The organism is Micromonospora sp. SD19, from assembly GCF_054462275.1.
Window position 1 is genome coordinate 645,028 of record NZ_JBTLMN010000002.1, and the last position, 22,627, is coordinate 667,654.

The following is a 22,627-nucleotide window of genomic DNA, read 5'->3' on the forward strand; positions in this document are numbered from 1 at the left end:
GCGCCGCTCAGGTGACGACGATCCGGGCGTCGTCGGGCAGCCGGCGGGTGGCGCCCCGCCGGTCCAGCAACTCCAGCAGGGGCACCGCCACCCGGCGGGTGGTGTCCAACGCCTGCCGCGCCGCGGAGAGGGTGAACGGCTGCGGCAGCCCGGCCAGCACCCGCACCGCGTCGTCGAGCACGTCGGGCAGCAACACCACGTTGTCGGCCAACCGCAGCAGGGCGCCGGCGCGCACCGCGGCACCGATCTCCCGGGGACCCAGACCGAGGTCGACGAGGCGATCGGCTTCGGGGGCGCGGAACGGCCGGTCGCCGTACTCGGCGCGGACCCGCTGCACGGCCCGGGCCACCGGTTCGGGCAGCGCGTCGGTGCTCGACGCCCCGACCCGGCCGGAGTGGATCCGCAGCGGCGGCCGGACCAGCGCCTCGACCAGCGCCCGGTCGGGCAGGGCGAGACGCTGCCGCAACGCGTCCACCGGCATCCCGGGCTCCAACGGGTGCTCGCGCGCGTGGCGGGCGACCTCCTCGGTCAGCCGCTCGGCGAGCACCCGCCAGTACGCGGGGTCGGCCAACCAGTCACCGGCCACCGGCTGGGCGAACTCCGGCCGGTCCCGACCCGACACGGTGGGCACCGGCACGCCCATCCGGACCAACGCGCCGGCCCGGACCAGCCGGCGGCGGCGCAGCTCCCCCGCCAGGTCGGGTCGACCGCCCAGCTCGGCGAGGACCTGGGCGCGGGCGGCCGCCGCGCCGCGTCGAGCCAACGGTGGGGGTGCCACGTCCAACACCCACACCCCGCCGCTGACGTGGTGGCGACCCGGGTCCCGCAGCAGCGCCCGGTCGCCCACCAGCAACGGCAACGGTCGGGCCAGCCGCAGCCGGACGGTGTCCGGGCCGAGCGGGCGCACCCGTACCGGCACCGCCGCCGACCCGACATGCAGGGTGAGGGTGGCCGGCAGGTCGGCGGCCGGGTCGCCGGCGAGCCGGACGTCGACCAGGTCGGTGTGGTGAAACCGGCCCGGGGTGAGCAGCGCGTCGCCCCGACCGAGCCGGTCGCGGGGCGTACCGCGCAGGTTGACCGCGACCCGGGCGACCGCCGCCGCCTCCGGTCGGGGCTCGCCCAGCGAGTGCAGGCCACGGACCCGGACCGGTTCGTCGGCGCCGGCCAGCTCCAGTTCGTCGCCCACTCGCAGTCGACCGGTGCCGAGGGTGCCGGTGACGACGGTGCCGCTGCCCCGCACGGTGAAGCTGCGGTCCACCCAGAGCCGGACCGGATCGTCCAGCACCGGCGCGGGCAGGTCGGCGGCGAGCCGGTCCAGGGCGGCCCGCAATTCCGGCAGGCCCGCGCCGGTCAGGCCACTGACCGCCACCGCCGGCACCGCGCCGAGGCTGGTCGCGGCGATCTCGGCGCGCGCGCGGGCCATCGCCGGCCCCGGGTCGGCCAGGTCCGCGCGGGTCACCGCCAGCAGGCCGTACGCGACACCGAGCGCGTCGAGGGCGGCCAGGTGCTCGGCGGACTGCGGCATCCACCCCTCGTCGGCGGCCACCACGATCAGCGCCGCCGGGACCGGGCCGACCCCGGCGAGCATGTTCGGCACGAACCGTTCGTGCCCGGGTACGTCGACGAACGCGACGGTGCCGCCGGACGGCAGTGTCGTCCAGGCGAAACCCAGGTCGATGGTCATCCCCCGGCGGCGTTCCTCCGCCCACCGGTCGGGTTCCATCCCGGTCAAGGCCCGCACGAGCGTCGATTTGCCGTGGTCGACGTGCCCGGCGGTCGCGACGACGAACACTGTCAGTCGTCCCCGGGTACGCGCAGCACCGCCTGGCGGACGGCCTCGTCGGCGTCGGCGGGCACACAGCGCAGGTCGAGCAGGAGCCGGCCGCGTACCACCCGGCCGAGGACCGGCGGCTCTCCGGTGCGCAGCGGCGCCGCGTACCGCTCGGGCAGGCTCAACGCCCACGAGTCCAGCTCCACCCCGGGGGCGCCGCCCCCGCCGACCACCGCGACGGCCGGCACCACCTCCGCCTTGCGGCCGTCCGCGCCGAGGCGGTCGCGCAGCCGCTCCACCCGTTCGCGCAGCACACCCGGGTCGGCGTGCAGCGCCGCCCGGGTCGGGGTGCCCGGTTGGTGCAGGGTGGCGGCCAGCGCGGCCAGGGTGAGCTTGTCCACCCGCAGCGCCCGGGCCAGCGGGTGGCGACGCAGCCGGTCGATCAGCTCGGCGTCACCCAGCAGCAGCCCCGCCTGCGGCCCACCGAGCAGCTTGTCGCCGCTGGCGGTGACCAGTGCGGCGCCCGCGCGCAGGGTGCTGGCCGCGTCCGGTTCGTCGGGCAGCAGCGGGTCCGCGCCGAGCAGCCCGGAGCCGATGTCGGCCACCACCGGCACCCCGAGTGTGGCCAGTTGCCGCACCCCGACGGCGGAGGTGAAGCCGGTGACCCGGAAGTTCGACGGGTGCACCTTGAGCACGAAGCCGGTCTGCGGGCCGAGGGCGGCGGCGTAGTCCGCGACCGTGGTGCGGTTGGTGGTGCCCACCTCGCGCAGCCGCGCACCGGTGCTCTCCAGCAGGTCAGGCAGGCGGAAACCGTCGCCGATCTCGACCAGCTCACCCCGGCTGACCACGATCTCCCGGCCGGCGGCCAACGCGGTGGCGGCCAGCACCAGCGCGGCGGCGCCGTTGTTGACCACGTGCACGGCGCCGGCGTCGGGCACGGCGGCGGCCAGCGCGTCGAGCGCGCCCCGGCCGCGACGGGCCCTCCGACCGGTGGCCAGGTCCAACTCGACGTCGGTGTGCCCGGCGGCGGCCACCACCGCGGCGACGGCGGCGGGCGACAACGGGGCCCGGCCCAGGTTGGTGTGCAGCACGACGCCGGTGGCGTTGAGCACCACCCGGGGGCCGGGAGTGGGCAACGCGACGACCGCGGCGTCGCGTACCTCGTCGGGGTGGAGCTCGCCGCGACGGGCGCGGTCCTGCGCGCGGGAGACGATCGCCTTGACCTGCTCCCGGCCGAGGGTCACCGTGGCGGCGGCCAGCACCGGGTCGGCCAGCAGCGTGTCCGTACGGGGCACCCGACGTCGCGGGTCCACCGGGCCGTCGCCCATCACGTCATCTCCTGCAAGCGGTGTGGCGGAGACGGACGGGAATCGAACCCGCCTGGCCCGGGTCCCGGACCACTCCGGTTTTGAAGACCGGGAGGGGCACCAGCCGCCTGAACGCCTCCACCGGACATTCGATCACACCGCGGGCGGGGCCGCCCGATCAGATGGAAGATCCATGCCGCTTCGCCGCGCTTCGACCCGTTCGCGTTGCGGAACCACCGTGTACCGGGGGTCACGGGCCGAGGCGACGCCGCCGTAGAAGATCCCGAACCGGGTCAGCACCGACGCGGCCAGCAGCGCGGTCCCGGAGAGCGCACCGACCACCCGGCTGCGCCGGCCCAGCAGCGCGCCGGCCACCCCACCGGCGGTCAGCAGCCGCCCCGCGCGTAGCAACCGACCCGGCCGGCCCAACCGGTAGGGCTCGCTGAGCAGGCCCAGACGGGTCTCCACCCGGTGCGCGCCGTACAGCTCCAGGGCCGCGCCGGCCACCGCCATCCGGCGGGCCGGCCCGGCCTGGGCCGGCGGCGCGGCGAGCAGACCCACGCCGGCGCCGCTGGCCAACGCGCTGCCCGCGAAGATCACCGGCAGCTCGGGGTACGCCTCATGCCACGACGGCACCGCCGTGTCGGCCAGCAACACCCCGGTGTACGTGGCCAGCGCGGGCGCGGTGCCGGCGGCGAGCAGCCCGGCGGCGTGCCCGACCGGCGGCAACACCCGACCGGCCAGCCCGAGCAGACCGTGCCGGGGCAGCACACCGGCCGCCTCGGCGATCGCGGCGACGCCCGCCGCCGGCCCGTACGCGGTGAGGATCCAGGTGCCCATCGACATCGGCGAGGTCGGCTTGGCCACCCGCAGCATGTGGTGGAACCGCGCCGGCCGGCCCAGATCCCTGACCAGGAAGACGGCGCTGGCGCTGACGGCGGCCAACGCGGTGACCCGGCCGGCGCGCCGCAACGCGGGCCGCCTGGTGAGCTGCCCGCCCGCGGCGAGCAACGATGAGCCGGCGGCCAACCCGCCGGTGAACAGGTACGCGGCGATGTCCCACTTCCAGACCGGCGGCTTCAGGACGGGCCGACCGTAGTAGGAGGTGAACTCGGCCTCCGGCACCCGCAGTTCCTCGCCGCCACCGCGCCGCCCGCCGCGCCGACGGTTGGCGTCTCGCCGGACCGTCAGGTCGCCCCCGGGGGCGCTCACCGAGGGTTGGTTGCTGTGCTCGTCGGCGAGCCGCTCCCGGAAGCGGCGGAACCGGTCGCCGACCGGGCCCGGTGGCGTCATGAAGAACCTCCGACGAACGCGGCGACGGTCGCCGCCGCCATGGCGAGCGCGGCGAGGCCGGCGCGTTTCCACATCTTCGGTAGGTCGCGGGTGGTCACCACCGGGTCCGGTGGCAGCCCGTACACCTCAGGCTCGTCCAGCAGCAGGAAGAACGCCCCGTCCCCACCCACACCGTCGTTCGGGTCGTGCCCGTACAGTCGCGCCTCGGGCACCCCCCGCTCGTGCAGCGTCGCCACCCGGGCGGCGGCGCGTTCGCGCAACTCGTCGAGTTCCCCGTACTGGATCGACTCGGTCGGACACGCCTGCGCACACGCCGGCGTCATTCCCACACCCAACCGGTCGTAGCACAACGTGCACTTCCACGCCCGACCATCACCCTTACGCTGATCAATCACCCCGTACGGACACGCCGAGATGCAGTAACCGCAGCCGTTGCAGATGTCCTCCTGCACCACCACCGTCCCGAACTCCGTCCGGAACAACGAACCCGTCGGACACACATCCAGACACGCCGCATGCGTGCAGTGCTTACAGACATCCGACATCATCAACCACCGGAAATCCGTCCGACCCTCCGCACCCGAACCCCGCCCCGGCGGCTGCGCACCCGGCATCCCGAGGAACTGCGGACCGGCGCCACCCCCGCTCCCGGCGATCGGATCGGCCGGGCCGGCGCCCATCGGGGCACCCAGCACGTCCACCGGCCCGCCCGCGGCCATCCCGGCGGCCGCCGACGGCGCACCGGTCGGCACGCCCGGGTCAGTGCCGGTGCGCCCACCGGTGCGGGCCGCCACGACCGCCGACGCCGCGCTGGCCGAACCCTCGGTCGGCGTTCCCACGAACGGCGGCGCGCGATGCCCGGCCGGCCGGGGTTGCTCGATGAACGCGACGTGGCGCCACGAGTTCGCGGTCAGAGCGCCGGTGTTGTCGTACGACATACCCAGCAGATCGAGGCCACTCTCCGGCACACCGTTCCACTCCTTGCAGGCCACCTCACACGCCTTGCAACCGATACAGACGCTGGTATCGGTGAAGAACCCCATCCGCGGCGGCGCGTCCTCGTAGCCCGCGTCCGGTGCCGGGTCCAGCGGCCCGTACAGGCTGTTCGGGTCAGGAAGCACCGTGCTCCTTCCCCTCATCGTCAGTGGTCACGGCCGGGGCGTGCTGGCCCGGGTTGATCCCGGCACGCCGCTGGTAGTCGGCCACCAGGTCGAGCAACGCCGGCCCGGTGGGACGCCGGCCCGGCCGCACGTCGCAGGTGCCCACCTTGCTCTCCTGAATCAGCACGTTCGGATCCAGGCTGATCCCGAACAGGTCGTTGGCCGAGTCGCCGGTCACCAAACCCTCAAAACCGAAGTGGTACGGCAACCACACCTGGTGGATGACCCGACCGTCCACCCGCAGCGGGGTCAACCGGTCGGTCACCAGCACCTTCGCCTCGATCACCGCGCGGCCACTGACCAGGTGCGCCCAGCCCAGATGCGCCAACCCGACCTCGCCGGCCAGCTCCGGGGACACCTCGACGAACATCTCCGGTTGCAACTCGGCCAACGGCGACACGGTCCGGCTCATCGCACCGGCGGTGTGGTGCTCGGTGAGCCGGCTGACAGTGAACACGTACGGGAACACCTGACTGTGCTCCTGCGGCGGGCTCGGGTTCACCGAGTTCACCGGATGCGCGTACATCTTGCGGGTCGGGTTCGCCTGCTGACCGTAGAGCGGGTTACGCACCGGCGACTCCACCGGCTCGTAGTGCGTCGGCAGCGGGCCGTCCAGGACGCCGCTGGGCGCGTACAGCCAGCCCTTGCCGTCGCCCTGCATGACGAACGGATCGTCGCCGGCGATGCCCTCCGTCCCCGACGCACCGGGAGGCGGCCGGTACGACGGTGGTTTGGTCTTCTCGAAGTCCGGCACGTCGTAACCGGTCCACTCGCCCTTGTCCGCGTCCCACCACACGTAGCGTTTGCGCTCACTCCACGGGTTGCCGTCCGGGTCGGCCGAGGCCCGGTTGTAGAGGATGCGCCGGTTCGCCGGCCAGGCCCAACCCCACTCGGCGGCCACCCAGTCCTGCTCGTGCCGGGACTTGCGGCGGGCGGCCTGGTTGACGCCGTCGGCGTACACCCCGGTGTAGATCCAGCAGCCGACGGCTGTGGAACCGTCGGCGCGCGCCTCCGCGAAGCTGGACAACGGCGCGCCGGTCGCCACGTCGTACCCGTTGATCTCGCGCAGCACCGCCTCGGCGCTCGGCTCCGCGTGCGGACCGTGCGTGGGATAGTCCCAGGTCAGGTCGAGCAGCGCCCGGTCGCGCGACAACGGCGACCCGGCCAGCTTCTCGCGCAGTTTGCGGCCCAGGTGGTAGAAGAACCACAGCTCGGAGCGGGCGTCACCCGGCGGCTCGACGGCCTTCTCCCGCCACTGCAACAACCGCTGCGTCTGCGTGAACGTGCCCTCCTTCTCCACATGCGACGCCGCGGGCAGGAAGAACACCTCGGTGCGGCACTCCTCGGGCACGATCTCCCCGGTGGCGACCTCGGGGCCGTTCTGCCAGAACGTCGCGCTCTCGATCATGAACAGGTCCCGGACCACCAGCCAGTCGAGGTTGGCCATGCCGAGGCGCTGCGCCCGACCGTGCGCCGACCCGACGGCCGGGTTCTGACCGAGCAGGAAGTACCCCTTGATCTTGCCGTCGATCATGTTCAGCACCTGCTGGTAGGTGCCGTGATCACCGGTCATCCGCGGCAGATAGCCGTAACAGAAGTCGTTCTCCGGCGTCGCCGCGTCCCCCCAGTACGCCTTGAGCAGGCTCGCGGCGAACGACCGCGCGTTACCCCAGAACCCCTTCTGCCCCGGGTGGCGGATGCTGTCCACCCACTCGTCGAAGCTCGGGTGCTCGGCGTGGTGCGGCATCGGCAGGTAACCGGGCAGCAGGTTGAACAGTGTCGGAATGTCGGTGGAGCCCTGGATGCTGGCGTGCCCACGAAGCGCCATCACCCCGCCGCCCGGGCGACCCATGTTGCCCAGCAACAGCTGGATGATCGCGCCGGTGCGGATGTACTGCACACCCACGCTGTGCTGCGTCCACCCCACCGAGTAGACGAGCATGCCGGTGCGGTCCCGCCCGGAGTTCTGCGTCCACGCCCGCGCCAACTCCAGGAACTGCGCCTGGGAAATACCGCAGACCCGCTCCACCATCTCGGGCGTGTAGCGGGAGAAGTGTCGCTTCAGGATCTGGTAAACGCAGCGCGGATGCTGCAACGTCTCGTCGCGCCGCGTCTGCCCACCCACCTGCGCGCCGTGCGACTCGTGCGTCAACCCCGCGGCGCTGTCCCGCTCCTGGGCGGTGTGCCCACTGCCCGACGAGTCCTCGTGGCCCTCGTACTGCCAACTGTCCTGCACGTACGTGCCGGTCTCCGGGTCGAAACCGGAGAAGAAACCGTCGCCGTCCTCGGTATCGCTGAACTCCTCGCTGACGATCGTCGCCGCGTTGGTGTACGCCAGCACGTACTCCCGGAAGTCCAACTCGTTGTCCAGGATGTAACGCACCACCCCACCGAGCAACGCGATGTCCGTGCCCGCCCGGATCGGCAGGTACGCGTCCGCTACCGCGCTCGTCCGGGTGAACCGTGGGTCGACGTGGAAGACCTTCGCCCCTCGGCGCTTGGCCTCCATCACCCACTGGAAACCCACCGGGTGCGCCTCAGCCATGTTCGAACCCTGAATGACGATCACGTCAGCGTTGGCGATGTCCTGCTGAAAATCCGTCGCACCGCCACGACCGAAGCTGGCCCCCAGACCGGGGACGGTGGCGGAGTGTCAAATACGGGCCTGATTCTCGATCTGAAGCGCCCCCATCGCGGTGAACAACTTCTTGATCAGGTAGTTCTCCTCGTTGTCCAGCGTCGCCCCGCCCAGGCTGGAGATGCCCAGTGTCCGGTTGAGCGGCCGGCCCTGCGTGTCGACGTCCTCCCAGGTCTGCTCCCGGGCGGCGAGGATCCGATCGGCGATCATGTCGAGCGCCGTGTCGAGGTCCAGATCCTCCCACTGCGTCGAGTACGGGCGGCGGTAGCGCACCGTGGTCTGCCGCAGCGGGCTGGTCACCAGGCTCTTACTGGCCGAACCCTTCGGGCAGAGCCGACCCCGCGAGATCGGACTGTCCGGATCACCCTCGATCTGACTGACCTGCCCGTCCTTGACGAACACCCGCTGACCACACCCGACGGCGCAGTACGGGCAGACGGAACGGGCGACCGAATCGGCGGTGTCGGTGCGGGCGGTGAGCGCGCGGGACCCGTCGGACTTCGCCGCCGCGCCCCGACCCAGCGGGTCCGTGCCGGTGAGCTGCCGGTACACCGGCCAACCCTCGATAAAGGTCCGCAGGCCCAACCCCGACACCCCCTCCCACGCGAGCGACCCTCTGAACATAGGTCAACCGAGACAGGTTCGCGAACCGGGGATACCGACAGCGCCGCCCCCGGCCGTTGGGCCGGGGGCGGCGCTGGGTGTCGGTGTGCAGGTCGCCTCTCGGCGAGTGGCACGACGCGGCTCCAGCCGAACGGTATTCCGCGAAGGCGATATTAGGTGAGGCCCGGGGACACTGAGTCACACCGACACTGTCCTCAACCAGCCGCACCCCCACCTTGTTCCCCGCGCAGGCCGCCATCGGTCTCCGCGCCGCTGGGGTTGGCGCACGGACGCGCCGGCTTCCCGGGTGGGCCGCCGTCGTTTCCGCGCGGGCGGTCGTGGGTTGGCGCCCGGACCACCGTGGCTTGCCTCGCGGGCGGTCGTGGGTTGCCGCGCGGGTGGTCGTCGTTCCCGCGCGGGTCGTCCCGGGTTGGCGCGCGGTCCGCCGTCGGTTGCCGCACGGACCGCGGTCGGTTGCCGCACGAACCACCGTCGTTCCCGCACGGGCCGCCGTGGCGTCGCCGCACGTCGCGGCACGACACTGCCCCGCCCGCGACGGGTCGGCCAGCGCGGTGCCCGACCCACCCCACGACGGAGCCACCTCACCGCGACGCCCCACCGCGACGCTCAATCAGGACCCGGAATCGCGAGATCTTGGACAGTTTCCGTTCTCACGTAACGGAAACTGTCCAAGATCTCGCGAACGAATGACGCGACGACGCCGGCGCGCACCACCACGTGACACATACGCCGCTGGCCGGCACCCCGGGTTGCGGGTGCCGGCCAGCGGTCGGTGTTCTCACGGTTCTACCGTGCGGTGGTGCGGTGGTGCGGGTCAGCTGTTCCAGTGCTGGGCGACGAGGTCGGTGGCCTGCTGCTCCCACTGGGCGTAGGCGTCCGGGTACGCCGAGACCTGCACGGTCTGCGCGGCGTCGGTCAGGGGCATGTCCTGCCACCCGTCGACCTGCTTGAGGCCCTTGAGGAACGCGGTCGTGGAGTACTCGGGGTCGGTGATCTGCTCCGGGGTACCCCAACCACTGGACGGGCGCTGCTGGAACAGGCCCAGCGAGTCATGATCGTTCCTGTCACCCAGGTGGCCCAGGTTCTCCAGCTTCGACTCCTGCAGGCTCGTCGCGATCGAGATGACCGCGGCGCGCTCAGGCAGGCCGGCCTTCTTCGTGGCGGCGATGATCGCCTTGACGTTGGCGCTCTGCTCGTCGTTGAGGGTGATGTGCGACTGCTCGCCCTGCGGCTTCGGCGCCGACTGCACGGCCACCGCTGCGGCGGCGGGCTTGGCGTCCACGACCGGGTTGGCGTGGGCGGCGATCGGGCCGGCGAAGACACCACCGGCGAACGCGAGACCAGCAACGGACAGCATGCTCTTACGGAAGATCGTGTTCATGGGGGTAGCTCCTTCGGGGGTAGGAACACCCGAACCGCCAAAGGGGGGAACGGCGGCGGGGTGTGAGCACCTCGTCCGGCGCTGCACAAACAAACCGGGAAAAGTCTGAGGGGTCGGCGGCCTGCGAGCGGGGCTCGTGGCGCCGGGGTCCAGGTGTAACGACCGGGGGGACGGGGTCATTCCGGGGGTGGCCCAACCCGTCGGCACCCACGGGGAGGCGATGCCTGCGGTCGATCGTGGGGATCACAACGACCGGGGGGCCGGGGTCATTCCGGGCTGGCCCAACCTGCCGACACCCCCATCACGGCGGTGCCTGCGGTCGGTCGTGGGGACCATAACGACCGGGTGGCGGGGGGCATTCCACCCTGCCGGACCTCAGATCCCGCGCCCGTGAAACCGGGCGGCGGGAGGTGGTGCTGCGATCGTCAGGGTGTGTAACGACCCCGGCCCGGCCACGATTCCCGCCTGCGGGTGCGCCCGGTCACCACCCACACACACCCCACAACCCGACACACCACCCACACGACCACGGCCCCACGGCGCCGAACCGGCCCGCACGCCCGTGATCCACTCGGGTTCACGGAAACCGGGGCATCCGGGACGCCGGGACACCCCGACTTCATGAAACCCGAGTCGATCATGCATCGTCTGACGACCTCGGCTGGCGCATAACCGGACAAACATCGCGGCGAGCAAGGTCGGGTGGGTTCGTCTGCGATAGCGCGATGGGATCAGCCTGAGCGACACCGGCCCGGGTGGGCGTTACCCTGACACCATGCAGGCCGTCTCCCCCACCGCGACCGGCGTGGCGTTTCTGGCCCGCCCGGGTCGTCCCGCTGTGGTGGCGCGGACGCTCGCCGAGCTGGCCGGTCCCACTCGGGGTGCGGTGGAGCTGCCGGTGCGGCTGATGTGGAACGCCGAGCGCACCTTCGACCTCGGCGACCCCGACCAGCTGCTCTGGATGTACGAGAACGTGCTTCGCGAGACCACCCGGGCCGAGGATCTGCGCTCCCTGATCAACGGGCGGACGTTGCGCCGGGTGTGGCGACTGCTCAACCTGCCTCGGGGCGTACGCCAGGCGTGGGAGAGCCGGCACCGCGGCCTGCGTACGGCGTGACCGAACCGCATCTGCACGAGTTCTACCGGGAGGTGGCCCGGGTGGCGCTGTCCGCCGCCGGGCCGTACCGGTTCGTGCTGGGTGGTGGGGTGGCGTGGGCGGCGCACGGTCTGGTCGCCCGACCGACGGAGGACGTCGACCTCTTCGCGGACGTGGAGGGTGCCGCGGCGGCGGCGTCCGCCGGGGTGCGCGTGGCTCTGGAGCGGGCCGGGTTCCTCGTCACTGACGCCGACCCGGACAGTGAGCTGGCCGAGCTGTTCGACGGGTACGAGCAGGACATGAAGGACTTCGTGGTGAGCCGCGACGGACGGCAGATCCGGCTCAGCCTGGCCCGGTTGGACCGCCAGCAGAGCCCGGTGGTGATGGACCTCGGCCCGGTGATGGACGTCCGTGACCTGGTGGCGAACAAGATCGCGGCGTTGGTCAACCGGCGGGAGGTTCGCGACTTCATCGACGTGGCCGCGGCTCTCGACCACTATGACGTGACCGAGCTGTTGGTGCTGGCCCGTCAGGTCGATCCCGCGCTGGACCCGGACGACGTCCGCGCCGCTGGCCGCTACCTGGACCGGCTCTCCGACCAGCGCTTCGGCCGGTACGGCCTGGGCGCCGCCGAGGTCGCCGAGATTCGACAACGCTTCGCCAGCTGGCCGCGTTAACCCCACGCCCGACCGCACCGCACCATCGGTGCGCACCACCCGACCACGCCCGATGAGCCGGTTCGCGGGAGCGTGCGAGGCACTGAGCCAGCACGGCCGGTGGCCCCGGCACACCACAGCGCCGGGTGGGCGCCCGCACGACGCCCACCCGGGTGGGTCATCACTTGGTCGGTCGACCGCCGGTGACGCCCAGGATCTCGCCGGTGACGTAGCTCGACTCCTGCGAGGCGAAGAAGACGTACGCGGGTGCCAGCTCGGCCGGCTGCCCGGGGCGTCCCTCGGGGGTGTCGGTGCCGAACTGTTCCACCTTCTCCTTCGGCATGGTGGCCGGGATCAGCGGCGTCCACACCGGACCGGGAGCGACAGCGTTGACCCGGATGCCCTGCTCGGCCAGGTCGGCGGCGAGGGCCTTGGTGAAGTTGGCGATCCCCGCCTTCGTGGTGGCGTAGTCCAGCAACTGCGGCGACGGGTCGAACGCCTGGATCGACGACGTGTTGATGATCGCCGCCCCTTCGGCCAGGTGCGGGATGGCGGCCTTGCAGAGCCAGAACATCGCGTACAGGTTGGTCTTGAACACCCGGTCGAACTGCTCGGTGCTGATCCCGAGGATGCCCTTGTCCTGCGACATCTGGTACGCCGCGTTGTTGACCAGGATGTCGAGGCCACCCAGGTCCCGCACCGCCCGGTCGACCAGTTCCTGGCAGTGCGCCTCGTCGGTGATGTCGCCACGTACCGCGATGCCTCGGCGCCCGGCGGCCTCGATCAGCCGGACGGTCTCCCGGGCGTCGGCGTCCTCCTCCTCGCCAAGGTAGGAGATGAGGACGTCCGCGCCCTCCCGGGCGAAGGCGATCGCGACCGCCCGGCCGATCCCGGAGTCACCGCCGGTGATCAGTGCCCGCTTGCCGTCGAGTTTGCCGCTGCCCCGGTACGACTCCTCCCCGTGGTCCGGCTTCGGGGTCATCTCCGCGGTCGCGCCCGGCGCCGACTGCTGCTGTGCGGGTTGGCCGGACTGCTGGCCGTACTGGCTGGTCGGGTCCTGTTGGGTGTGCTGATCCTCGCTCACTGCTGCCATCTCCTCGTCGCGCGCGGAAGGTGGGGCTCTCCCGCGAATGTCGTCGTGATGGCCCTACCCTGCGTCGGCCTGCGGAAACCGTTGCAGCTGCCGGGGCTGGCGTGGCGGGAGTGTCAGCTGCTGGTTATGGTGCGCAAGGCGCTCACGAGGCGCGTCCACCCCCATGGAAAGGCACGTCATGACCTCTGGATCCGGCCCGTCGCGCCGCCAGGTGCTCGTCGCCGCAGCGGCGGCGGCGACCACCCCGCTGATCGCCGCCGCGCCCGCGCAGGCGGCCGGCCCGGCCCGGCCGCGCACCTGGGACCTCACCCTCCTGGGCACGTCGGACACGCACGGCAACGTCTACAACTGGGATTACTACCGCGACGCCGAGTACGACGACAGCAAGCAGAACGACATCGGTGTTGCGAAGCTGGCGACCCTGATCAACCAGATCCGTCGGGAGCGGCGCGGCAAGGCGACGCTCGTGCTCGACGCCGGCGACACGATTCAGGGCACTCCCCTCGCGACGTACTACGCCAAGCAGGAGCCGATCACCGCCACCGGGGAGAAGCACCCGATGGCCCGGGCGATGAACGTCATCGACTACGACGCGGTGACCCTGGGCAACCACGAGTTCAACTACGGTCTGCCGCTGCTGGACCTGTGGATCCGCCAGCTCGGCTTCCCCGCGCTCGCCGCGAACGCCGTCAACGCGAAGACCGGCAAGCCGGCCTTCCTGCCGTACGTCATCAAGAAGGTCTCCCTCGGTTTCGCCGCGCCGACCCTGCGCGTCGGCATCCTGGGGCTGACCAACCCCGGCGTGGCCATCTGGGACAAGGGCAACGTCGAGGGCAAGCTGCGCTTCGACGACATGATCGCGACCGCCGCGAAGTGGGTGCCGATCATGCGGGCCCGCGGCGCGGACCTGGTGCTGATCTCCGCGCACGGCGGTGACAGCGGCACCTCCAGCTACGGCCCGGAGCTGCCGAACGAGAACCCGGTGGCGCTGATCGCCCAGCAGGTGCCGGGAATCGACGCGATCCTCTTCGGCCACGCGCACAACGAGGTGGTCGAGCGGTTCGTCACCAACGAGCGGACCGGCGCGCAGGTGCTGCTCTCCGAGCCGTCGAAGTGGGGCCAGCGGCTCACCCGCATGGACTTCACCCTGGCCCGCGAGCGTGGTCGGTGGACGATCACCAAGAAGGCCGCCACCATGCTGAACACCAACACGGTGGTCGAGGACCCGAAGGTGCTCGCCGCCGTGCGAGCCCAACACCAGAAGACCATCGCGTACGTCAACCAGGTGGTCGCGCAGTCGACGGTGGAGCTGTCGGCGGCCGAGTCGCGGTACAAGGACACGCCCATCCTGGACTTCATCAACCACGTGCAGACCGAGGTGGTCGGCGCGGCGCTGGCCGGCACCGCGTACGCGGACCTGCCGGTGCTGTCGATCGCGGCGCCGTTCAGCCGCACGGCCGTCTTCCCCGCCGGCGACGTCAAGATTCGCGACGTGGCCGGCCTGTACGTGTACGACAACACCCTCGAGGCGGTGGTGCTCAGCGGAGCCGAGGTGCGCGCGTACCTGGAGTACTCGGCGAAGTACTTCCGCACCCTGGCGCCGGGCGCGCCGGTCGACCCGGAGCAGATCAGTGACCCGGCCGTGCCGGACTACAACTACGACGTCTTCTCCGGCGTCGACTACGACATCGACATCTCCAAGCCGGTCGGGCAGCGCATCACCCGCCTGGTGCTGGCCGGCACCGACACGCCGGTGGCCGACAACGCCCAGTTCGTGGTGGCGGTGAACAACTACCGGCGCAGCGGCGGCGGCAACTTCCCCGGCATCGTGAAGACCCAGGTCTACAACGCGCAGCAGGAGATCCGCCAGCTGCTCATCGACTGGGCGCAGGCCAAGGGGACGATCGACCCGGCCGACTTCTTCCAGCCGAACTGGCGGCTGGTACGCGAGGGCGTGCCGGTCTTCTGACCTCAGCGCAGCATCGACGGGCCGTGGGTGGCGACACCCGCGGCCCGTCGTGCGTTGTCAGCCGGCGTGGCGCAGGTCCCAGTGGACCGGGTCGTCCCACACGTCGGGCCGATCGCTTCGTGACTCGGTTTCGGTCAGCTCGACCCGCTGATCGGGGCGGGCGGCGAGCGGCAACTGCCCGAACCGTACGTGGCGCAGGAACGCGTACTCGTCGTCGGTGAACGGCTGCTCGGTCATCGGCACCTCCTGACTCCCCTGCGATTGTCCGACGCCCAGCCCGTTGGACACCAGTGGCGGGGCGCACGTCGCGTAGGGCATCCTAGGATCCTGGGTGAATAGCGGGTGCCCGGCGGGGGGCGGGTAACCGATCCAGCACCGCGAGGGCTGCCCGGATGGGGCGGCGGCGCAGCATCTCGTCGAAGCTCGCCCGACCCTGGCAGAACTGCACGAACATCCGCCAGCCCGGCGGGGTCGCCAACAGGGCGTGGAACACATCCGGGCGGCGGGTGAACACGTCGAGCAGCCGGAACCCCGCCCGCATCTCCGGCAGCAGACGCTCGGCCACCGCCCGCTCGTACCCCGCCAGATCACCGCCCGCGACCGCCGCCCCGGCCAACGCACCGGACCGCAACGCGAAGCTGATGCCCTCCCGGCTCCACGGCTCCAACAGCCCCGCCGCGTCCCCCACGACCAGCACCCGGCCGTTGCGCAACGGTGAATCCTCCGCACGGCACCGGGTCAGGTGACCGGAGTCGTGCTCCGCCGGCAACCCGGTCAGACCCAACCGGTCGACGAACCGCCGCAGGTAGTCACGGGTCCCCTCCCCCGCGCCGCGACCGGCGATCACACCGACGGTCAGCCGGTCACCCTTCGGAAAGACCCAGGCGTACGAGCCCGGCATGGCACCCCAGTCCAGCAGCAGCCGACCCCGCCACCGCTCCTGCTCGACGGGCGGCACCGGAAGCTCCACCTCCAGACCCAGATCCACCTGCCGGTACCGAACCCCGACATGCCGGCCGGTCACCCCCGACGAGCCGTCCGCCCCGATCACGGCACGAGCCGCGATCGTCGTACCGTCGGCCAGCCGCAGGCGTACCCCATCAGGGTCCTGCTCGATAGCGCGGACCGCGACCCGCTCCCGCATCTCGGCCCCGGCGGCGACCGCCGCGGCCCGCAGCCGGTCGTCGAACTCCTCGCGGCGCACCATCGTCACCACCGGACTGTCGTTGCGGCGAGTGAACTCCCGACCGCCGTCGCGGGTGAACGTCACCCGGTCCACCCGGTCGTGCGCGGGCACCTCGATCCGACCCTCGACAGCCGCCAGCGAGGTGCCGATCAGACCACCACCGCAGGTCTTGTACCGCGGGTGCGCGGCCCGCTCGACAACAAGTGTGGAAACGCCCGCACGGGCGGCGGCGTGCGCCGCGGACAGCCCGGCGGGGCCAGCGCCGACAACGACGAGGTCCCAAACGATCACGGAAGCAGCCTAGGGCACCACCGACGCGCGACCGGCCGACCCGCCCGCCGTCGCGACCGCCCGATCGGGTGCGCATCTTCGGTCACCGAGGGGGTAACCGGCGCACGGCAACCGCCACCGCAGTGGCGGCCGAGCGAAGGAGGAACCATGCAGCAGGTGCCACTGTCGGAGGCCGAGCAACGGGTGTACCAGGCGGTCACCACCCTTGAGGCACGCGGGCAGGTGCCCTACCCGGACCTGATCGCCGAGGAATCCGGACTCACCGAGGAACAGGTGGGCAGCCCCCTGCACCTGCTCACCGAGAAGGGCCTGCTGCACCGCGAGGACTCACCGATGGCCGGCCTCGACTTCGGCCCCCGGTTCTGCGCCCGCCAGATGGCGTGACCCACGGAACCAGCCGGCACGGTTCGCCCCCCGCCGACCCGGGTAGCGGTCAACCATGCGTGACCAAGGGTCGACGGGGGGCACGATGAACGCGGCGCAGCCGCCGCAGCCGGTCACCCCGGCCGAGAACCGACGACGCTGGCAGGCCGTCGGCGTCGGACTCGTCGCCGCGTTCATGACCCTGCTCGACGTGAGCATCGTCAACGTCGCGGTGCCGTCCATCGACCGGGCGTTGCACGCCTCACCGAGCGACCTGCAGTGGGTTCTCTCCGGGTACGCGCTCACCTTCGGCCTGGCGCTGGTGCCCGCCGGCCGATTCGGCGACGCCCGCGGGCGGCGCAACGCGTTCGTCTTCGGCATCGCGCTGTTCACCATCACCAGCGCGCTCGCCGGCCTCGCCACCTCCCCCACCTGGCTGGTCATCACCCGACTGCTGCAGGGCGCCGCGGCCGGCGTCGTCAACCCGCAGGTCATCGGGCTGATCCAGCAGCTGTTCCGGGGGCCCGAACGCGCCCGCCCGTTCGGGCTGCTCGGCGCCACCATCGGCATCTCCACCGCCGTCGGGCCGCTACTCGGCGGGTTGCTCATCGCCGTCGGCGGCGAGGAGCACGGCTGGCGCTGGGTCTTCTTCGTCAACGTGCCCGTCGGTGTTCTCGCGGTGATCCTCGGCTGGCGGTTGCTGCCCGGCCGCCCCACCGGTCAACCCGGCTGGCGTCGACTCGACCCCGTCGGCGTCCTGCTGCTCGGCATCGGCGTGGTGCTGGTCCTGCTGCCACTGGTGCAGGAACAGCAGTGGCGCACCCCCTGGAAGTGGGCGCTCATCCCGGCCGGCCTGGCGGTGCTGGTCGCCTTCGGGCTCTGGGAACGACGGTACGCGCGCCGCAACCAACCCCTGTTCGACCTTCGACTGTTCAACCTCCAGTCGTACACCCTGGGCTCGATCCTGGCGCTCGTCTACTTCGGCGGGTTCACCGCGATCTTCTTCATCTTCACCCTGTTCCTGCAGATGGGTCTCGGCTACAGCGCCCTCGTCGCCGGCCTGGCCATCACCCCCTTCGCCCTGGGTTCGGCCGCCGCCGCCGTACTCGGTGGCCGCATCGTCAACCGCTTCGGCCGACCACTGGTCGCCATCGGCCTGCTCACCGTGGTGGTCGGGCTGGCCGCGACGGTCATCGCGCTGCACCTCGCACCGCACGCCCCGGCACCGTGGGTCACCGCTGGCCCGCTGCTCGTCGCCGGCATCGGCAGCGGACTCGTGATCGCCCCCAACCAGACGATCACCCTCTCCGAAGTGCCGGTAGATCAGGCGGGCAGCGGCGCGGGCATGCTCCAGACCGGTCAGCGGATCGGCGCGGCGGCCGGCATCGCCGCCGTCGGCTCACTGTTCTTCTCGTCGTTGGCCGACAGCCGCGGCGACTGGACCACCGCCTTCGAACAGTCCCTCATGCTGGCTACCGGCATCATCGTGCTCGCGCTGATCGCCGCGCTGATCGACATCTGGCGCAACCACAACCACAAGAACTGACCGGGGTACGCCGCTGGCCGGCACCCCGGGTTGCGGGTGCCGGCCAGCGGTCAGAGTCGTGCGGTGGTGCGGTGGTGCGGTGGTGCGGTGGTGTTGCTGTTCGGTCGTGCGGTGGTGCGGGTCAGCTGTTCCAGTGCTGGGCGACGAGGTCGGTGGCCTGCTGCTCCCACTGGGCGTAGGCGTCCGGGTACGCCGACACCTGCACCGTCTGCGCGGCCACGGTCAGCGGCATGTCCTGCCACCCGTCAACCTGCTTGAGGCCCTTGAGGAACGCGGTCGTGGAGTACTCGGGGTCGGTGATCTGCTCCGGGGTACCCCAACCACTGGACGGGCGCTGCTGGAACAGGCCCAGCGAGTCATGATCGTTCATATCGCCCAGGTGACCCAGGTTCTCCAGCTTCGACTCCTGCAGGCTCGTCGCGATCGAGATCACCGCGGCGCGCTCAGGCAGGCCGGCCTTCTTCGTCGCGGCGATGATCGCCTTGACGTTGGCCGTCTGCTCGTCGTTGAGGGTGATGTGCGACTGCTCGCCCTGCGGCTTCGCCGCCTGCACCGCCACCGCTGCGGCGGCGGGCTTGGCGTCCACTACCGGGTTGGCGTGGGCGGCGATCGGGCCGGCGAACACACCACCGGCGAACGCGAGACCAGCAACGGACAGCATGCTCTTACGGAAGATCGTGTTCATGGGGGTAGCTCCTTCGGGGGTAGGAACACCCGAACCGCCAAAGGGGGGAACGGCGGCGGGGTGTGAGCACCTCGTCCGGCGCTGCACAAACAAACCGGGAAAGTCTGAGGGGTCGGCGGCCTGCGAGCGGGGGGCTCGTGGCGCCGGGGTCCAGGTGTAACGACCGGGGGGCCGGGGTCATTCCGGGGGTGGCCCATCCCGTCGGCACCCAGGTGGAGGCGATGCCTGCGGTCGATCGTGGGGATCACAACGACCGGGTGGCGGGGGGCATTCCACCCTGCCGGACCTCAGATCCCGCGCCCGTGAAGACCGGGCGGCGGGAGGTGGTGCTGCGATCGTCAGGGTGTGTAACGACCCCGGCCCGGCCACGATTCCCGCCTACGGGTGCCCACGGCCACCACCCACAAACACCCACAACCCGACACACCACCCACACAACCACGGCCCCACGGCGCCGAACCGGCCCGCACGCCCGTGATCCACTCGGGTTCCCGGAAACCGGGGCATCCGGGACGCCGGGACACCCCGACTTCATGAAACCCGAGCCGATCATGCATCGGACGACGGCATCAACGTCGGCGGCGGTGACCATCGGGAACGACCCGCCGGCGAGCCGGGCGGCACGGTCGGCCTGGTGCAAAGCGGACACGCCGACCCTTGGGGCAGAACGCCATCATCAGCGCCTCCCCGGCGGACCGCCTCCCGTCTCGCCGGGAGCCGTACCTGGCGGCGCAGAGGTCACAACCCGCACCAGACCAGGCCGAGATCACAACCCGCACCAGACCAGGCCGAGATCACAACCCGCACCAGACCAGGCCGAGGGCACGACCCGTGCCAGACCCAGCCGAGGGCACGACCCGTGCCAGACCCAGCCGAGGGCACGACCCGTGCCAGACCCGGCCGAGGGCACGACCCGCACCAGACGAGGCCGAGGTCGGGAGTCGCGCCGGACAACGCGGAGGTCGGGAGCCGTACCAGGTGGCGGGGTCTTTCTGGACGGGCTGGCGCCCGTCGGAGTGTTCCGACGGGCGCCAGCTTCCGTGCAATCCGGGCGCAGCCCGGTGGGGTTGATCAGTGCGCCGCACCACCGAAGCGCTGGCGGCGACGCCAGGCCAGGGTCAGCAGGAGCATGACCGCTCCGGCGCCGACCAGGCCGCCGCCGAGCTTCATGGGTGTGCCGAGGCTGTCACCCGTGACGGGCAGCGGCTGCTTCTTGTGCAACACCCGCAGCTCGGTGCTGGCGGTCCGGCCGGACTCCCGACCGGTGGCGGTGAAGGTCAGCAGACCTGTCACCGACGGCTTGTAGCTCTTGGTGAAGCGACCCTGGGCGTTGGTGAACGCCGTGAAGTTCAGGGGCGCGCTCGCCTGGTACGCCACCGGGGTCATGGCCACGGTGCTGCCGTCGCTCCGGCGAGCCGGAGCCTGACCGCCGGCCGGTGCGGCCAGCGGGGTCACCGTCACGGAGATGTCGACCGTCTCGTTCGGGCCGAAGCCGGTGCCGGTCAACAACACCGTCTCGCCGAGGAAGATCGTCGGCCGGTTGACGGTCAGCGAAGCGGCTGCCGGCGGGTACGGCGGCGGCTGGGGCGGGTCAGTGGTCGCGCTGGGCGTCGGCTGCGGCTGTGCCGCCCCCGCTGCCGTCGGCACGGCCACCACGGCCAGGCCGACCGTGAGCGCCATGATGATGCGGGATAGCCGCATGATTGGTTCCCTCCTACTGGTCACAGCTTGGTGCGGAATGAACTTGGGTGGTCCAGGGGCTGGCGGTGGGGGTCAGCCACAGCTCGGCCTGCCCGACGCCGGTCTTGGCGGTCAGCACGGTGACCTCCAGCGCCCGTTCGGCACCGGGGCCGACGTCCACGCTGGCCGTCGCCACCTGGCGGCGGCGTTCGGTGCCGCTGCCAAGTGCCGTCTCGACCCCGTCGAGCCGGGCCTCGAGCACCGCTCCACCGGCCGGGCTGAAGATCGACACCAACGTGCGTGCGGTGTACGGATCGCCTGCCAGGCCGAGGCCGAGGACCGACTCGGTGAGTCCGGACTTCGGCGCCGTCGAGCGGAGGGTCACCCGCAGCCGGAGCTCGCGGCGGCCGTCGGGCCGGCATTCGCCGACCGTCAGGTTCGCCGTCGGCCGCAGGTAGTAGCCGAGCTTCGCGCCGCTGCCGTCGTTGAGGAACACGCCGACAGTTGGCACGGTGTCCTGCTCCGGGAGCGTTCCGGCCATCCGGCTGTCGCCGAATGTCCGCTGCTCCTCAGGTCGGGCACTCCAGAACAATATCCGGCGTTCCGTGATAGCACGGTCAAATGCGGACAACAACACCTTCGGGTTGACATTCTTCTTGAAAAAGGCGTCGAAGACCGCTGCCGCCGACGCCGCGAAGAACTCGTCCTGCTGTTTCAGGTCCAGCCGCTGGTAGCTGTCGTTGAGCAGCGTCTGCACGACCTTCTCGCTGGCGAGCGGCACACCACCGGGCACGAGCACCGGGCCGGTCGCCTTGAGCAGATAGGACAGCACCACCGGGTCGACGGCGAGCACGCCGTCGACTGTGGTGCCGGTCTTGCGGCGGAACATCTCGCGGTACAGCGTGGCGGCGGTCGGGAAGTGCGGAGACAGGTTGACGTCGGCGGGGTAGATGCCGGGCAGGTCGGTCCAGAGGGCGCGGGTTTCGGTGGGCACCTTCAACGCCGGGACGAACCGACCGAGCGAGGCGCTACTGCCCTGCTTGCCCATCTTCACTGCGCCGTTCTCGGCCTCGATCATCGCGTACGCGCCGAACATGCCGCCGGTCGCGCGGAGTTCGGCGAGGTTCTGCGAGACGAGCAGGTAGCGACGAGGGCCGTTCGCGCCGAGCAGCGGCGGCAACAGACGGGCTCCCTGGTCGGCGGCCGTGGTGAGGCTGGCCAGCCGGCCGATCTCGTCACGCAGGTCGGTCAGCGCCTGCCGAATCTGGCTGACCAGCCGGTCGGCGGGCACCGCGGCCAGATCCCGGCGGGTCCGCTGCACCGACTCGTTCACCCGGGTCAGCTCGGCGGAAACGGTGGTGAGCCGGGCCAGGTCCAGCCGGCCGCCGGTCGGCACCAGGCTGGTCAGGTCCGTGCGGAGCAGGGTCGGGAACGCCTGCCGGGCCAGGTCGTCGATGGCGATGGCGATCCGGCGGACGGCGTCGAGGTCGTCGCCGGCGATCGGCGTACGGCGGCCGAGTTGCCAGCTCGGGTCGGTGGTCGCGGCGCGGGCCGCACCGGCCTGCTCCTGGAGCGCGGCGAGGGTCCGCAGCGCCCGGGCACTGTCCCCACCGACCACCTGGGCGCTCAGCTCCCGGGCCAGTCCGGCGGCGTTGAGCAGGTGGGCGCGCGCCTGCCAACCGCGGAAGCCGATCCATCCGCCGGTCGCCAGCAGCAGCGAGCCGACTACCAGGACGCCGAGAAGGGCCCGGCGCAGTCGGGCACGCCGACGACGCCGGGACCGGCTCCGTCGCCGGGTCGGTCGATCGCTCACCGTCACACCACACTCCTGTTCACGGAACCGGACAGAAGGTCGATTCCCTGACGTTCTTAGCACGCCTTAGGGAAT

At 71.6% G+C, this 22,627-nt stretch carries 17 protein-coding genes and 1 tRNA gene; 5 read left to right on the forward strand and 13 right to left on the reverse strand.

Annotated elements, in window-relative coordinates; translation table 11 throughout:
- Positions 1-7: 7 nt before the first annotated feature.
- The 7 genes from selB to ACX27O_RS10195 all read right to left on the reverse strand — a co-directional run bounded on the left by selB (position 8) and on the right by ACX27O_RS10195 (position 10,174).
- Entirely contained in the window at positions 8-1,792 is a 1,785-nt protein-coding gene (gene selB / locus ACX27O_RS10165; protein ID WP_458939331.1) for a selenocysteine-specific translation elongation factor, read from the reverse strand.
- A gap of 2 nt (positions 1,793-1,794) precedes the next feature.
- Positions 1,795-3,099, reverse strand: coding sequence for an L-seryl-tRNA(Sec) selenium transferase (selA, locus tag ACX27O_RS10170; RefSeq protein WP_030327727.1), 1,305 nt, complete (start codon positions 3,097-3,099; stop codon positions 1,795-1,797).
- Between the two features lie 23 nt (positions 3,100-3,122).
- Positions 3,123-3,218, reverse strand: a tRNA-Sec gene (locus ACX27O_RS10175).
- 13 nt (positions 3,219-3,231) lie between these two features.
- Positions 3,232-4,371: an NrfD/PsrC family molybdoenzyme membrane anchor subunit gene (gene nrfD / locus ACX27O_RS10180; protein WP_210857802.1), complete on the reverse strand. Its 1,140-nt coding sequence runs from the start codon at positions 4,369-4,371 to the stop codon at positions 3,232-3,234.
- Entirely contained in the window at positions 4,368-5,492 is a 1,125-nt protein-coding gene (locus ACX27O_RS10185; protein ID WP_458939332.1) for a 4Fe-4S dicluster domain-containing protein, read from the reverse strand. Before ACX27O_RS10185 ends, nrfD begins: the two co-directional genes overlap by 4 nt.
- On the reverse strand, positions 5,482-8,754 hold the full coding sequence (gene fdh, locus ACX27O_RS10190; RefSeq protein WP_458939470.1) for a formate dehydrogenase: 3,273 nt from the start codon (positions 8,752-8,754) through the stop codon (positions 5,482-5,484). The genes ACX27O_RS10185 and fdh overlap by 11 nt, the downstream gene beginning before the upstream one ends.
- A gap of 853 nt (positions 8,755-9,607) precedes the next feature.
- Positions 9,608-10,174: a hypothetical protein gene (locus ACX27O_RS10195; protein ID WP_458939333.1), complete on the reverse strand. Its 567-nt coding sequence runs from the start codon at positions 10,172-10,174 to the stop codon at positions 9,608-9,610.
- 775 nt (positions 10,175-10,949) lie between these two features.
- On the opposite strand from ACX27O_RS10195, the gene ACX27O_RS10200 reads away from it, so the two are divergent.
- Together ACX27O_RS10200 and ACX27O_RS10205 are read left to right on the forward strand one after the other, a co-directional pair.
- Complete coding sequence (locus ACX27O_RS10200) at positions 10,950-11,291, forward strand: hypothetical protein (RefSeq protein WP_458939334.1); 342 nt, start codon at positions 10,950-10,952, stop codon at positions 11,289-11,291.
- A complete protein-coding gene (locus ACX27O_RS10205) occupies positions 11,288-11,947 on the forward strand; it encodes a nucleotidyl transferase AbiEii/AbiGii toxin family protein (RefSeq protein WP_036412771.1) in 660 nt (219 codons plus the stop codon). The genes ACX27O_RS10200 and ACX27O_RS10205 overlap by 4 nt, the downstream gene beginning before the upstream one ends.
- Positions 11,948-12,107: 160 nt before the next feature.
- Here the strand turns inward: ACX27O_RS10205 and ACX27O_RS10210 are convergent, their stop codons facing one another.
- Positions 12,108-13,010: an SDR family oxidoreductase gene (locus tag ACX27O_RS10210; RefSeq protein WP_309140766.1), complete on the reverse strand. Its 903-nt coding sequence runs from the start codon at positions 13,008-13,010 to the stop codon at positions 12,108-12,110.
- Positions 13,011-13,197: 187 nt separating this feature from the next.
- Between ACX27O_RS10210 and ACX27O_RS10215 the strand changes: the two genes are divergently transcribed.
- Positions 13,198-14,988, forward strand: a complete 1,791-nt coding sequence (locus tag ACX27O_RS10215) for a bifunctional metallophosphatase/5'-nucleotidase (RefSeq protein ID WP_210859531.1) — start codon at positions 13,198-13,200, stop codon at positions 14,986-14,988.
- 57 nt (positions 14,989-15,045) lie between these two features.
- On the opposite strand, the gene ACX27O_RS10220 is transcribed toward ACX27O_RS10215, so the two are convergent.
- Together ACX27O_RS10220 and ACX27O_RS10225 are read right to left on the reverse strand one after the other, a co-directional pair.
- Positions 15,046-15,306: a hypothetical protein gene (locus tag ACX27O_RS10220; RefSeq protein WP_245233798.1), complete on the reverse strand. Its 261-nt coding sequence runs from the start codon at positions 15,304-15,306 to the stop codon at positions 15,046-15,048.
- A 1-nt stretch (position 15,307) separates the two neighbouring features.
- Positions 15,308-16,465, reverse strand: coding sequence for a geranylgeranyl reductase family protein (locus ACX27O_RS10225; protein ID WP_357635288.1), 1,158 nt, complete (start codon positions 16,463-16,465; stop codon positions 15,308-15,310).
- A gap of 147 nt (positions 16,466-16,612) precedes the next feature.
- On the opposite strand from ACX27O_RS10225, the gene ACX27O_RS10230 reads away from it, so the two are divergent.
- On the forward strand, positions 16,613-16,849 hold the full coding sequence (locus ACX27O_RS10230) for a hypothetical protein (RefSeq protein WP_210859535.1): 237 nt from the start codon (positions 16,613-16,615) through the stop codon (positions 16,847-16,849).
- An 85-nt stretch (positions 16,850-16,934) separates the two neighbouring features.
- Entirely contained in the window at positions 16,935-18,374 is a 1,440-nt protein-coding gene (locus ACX27O_RS10235; protein WP_030338033.1) for an MFS transporter, read from the forward strand.
- A gap of 121 nt (positions 18,375-18,495) precedes the next feature.
- Here ACX27O_RS10235 and ACX27O_RS10240 read toward each other — a convergent pair whose 3' ends face one another.
- From ACX27O_RS10240 to ACX27O_RS10250, 3 genes are all read right to left on the reverse strand, one after another.
- On the reverse strand, positions 18,496-19,059 hold the full coding sequence (locus ACX27O_RS10240; protein ID WP_458939335.1) for a hypothetical protein: 564 nt from the start codon (positions 19,057-19,059) through the stop codon (positions 18,496-18,498).
- A 1,071-nt stretch (positions 19,060-20,130) separates the two neighbouring features.
- A complete protein-coding gene (locus ACX27O_RS10245; protein WP_030338035.1) occupies positions 20,131-20,760 on the reverse strand; it encodes a hypothetical protein in 630 nt (209 codons plus the stop codon).
- Positions 20,761-20,773: 13 nt separating this feature from the next.
- Complete coding sequence (locus ACX27O_RS10250) at positions 20,774-22,552, reverse strand: DUF4012 domain-containing protein (protein WP_309140851.1); 1,779 nt, start codon at positions 22,550-22,552, stop codon at positions 20,774-20,776.
- Positions 22,553-22,627 lie beyond the last annotated feature (75 nt).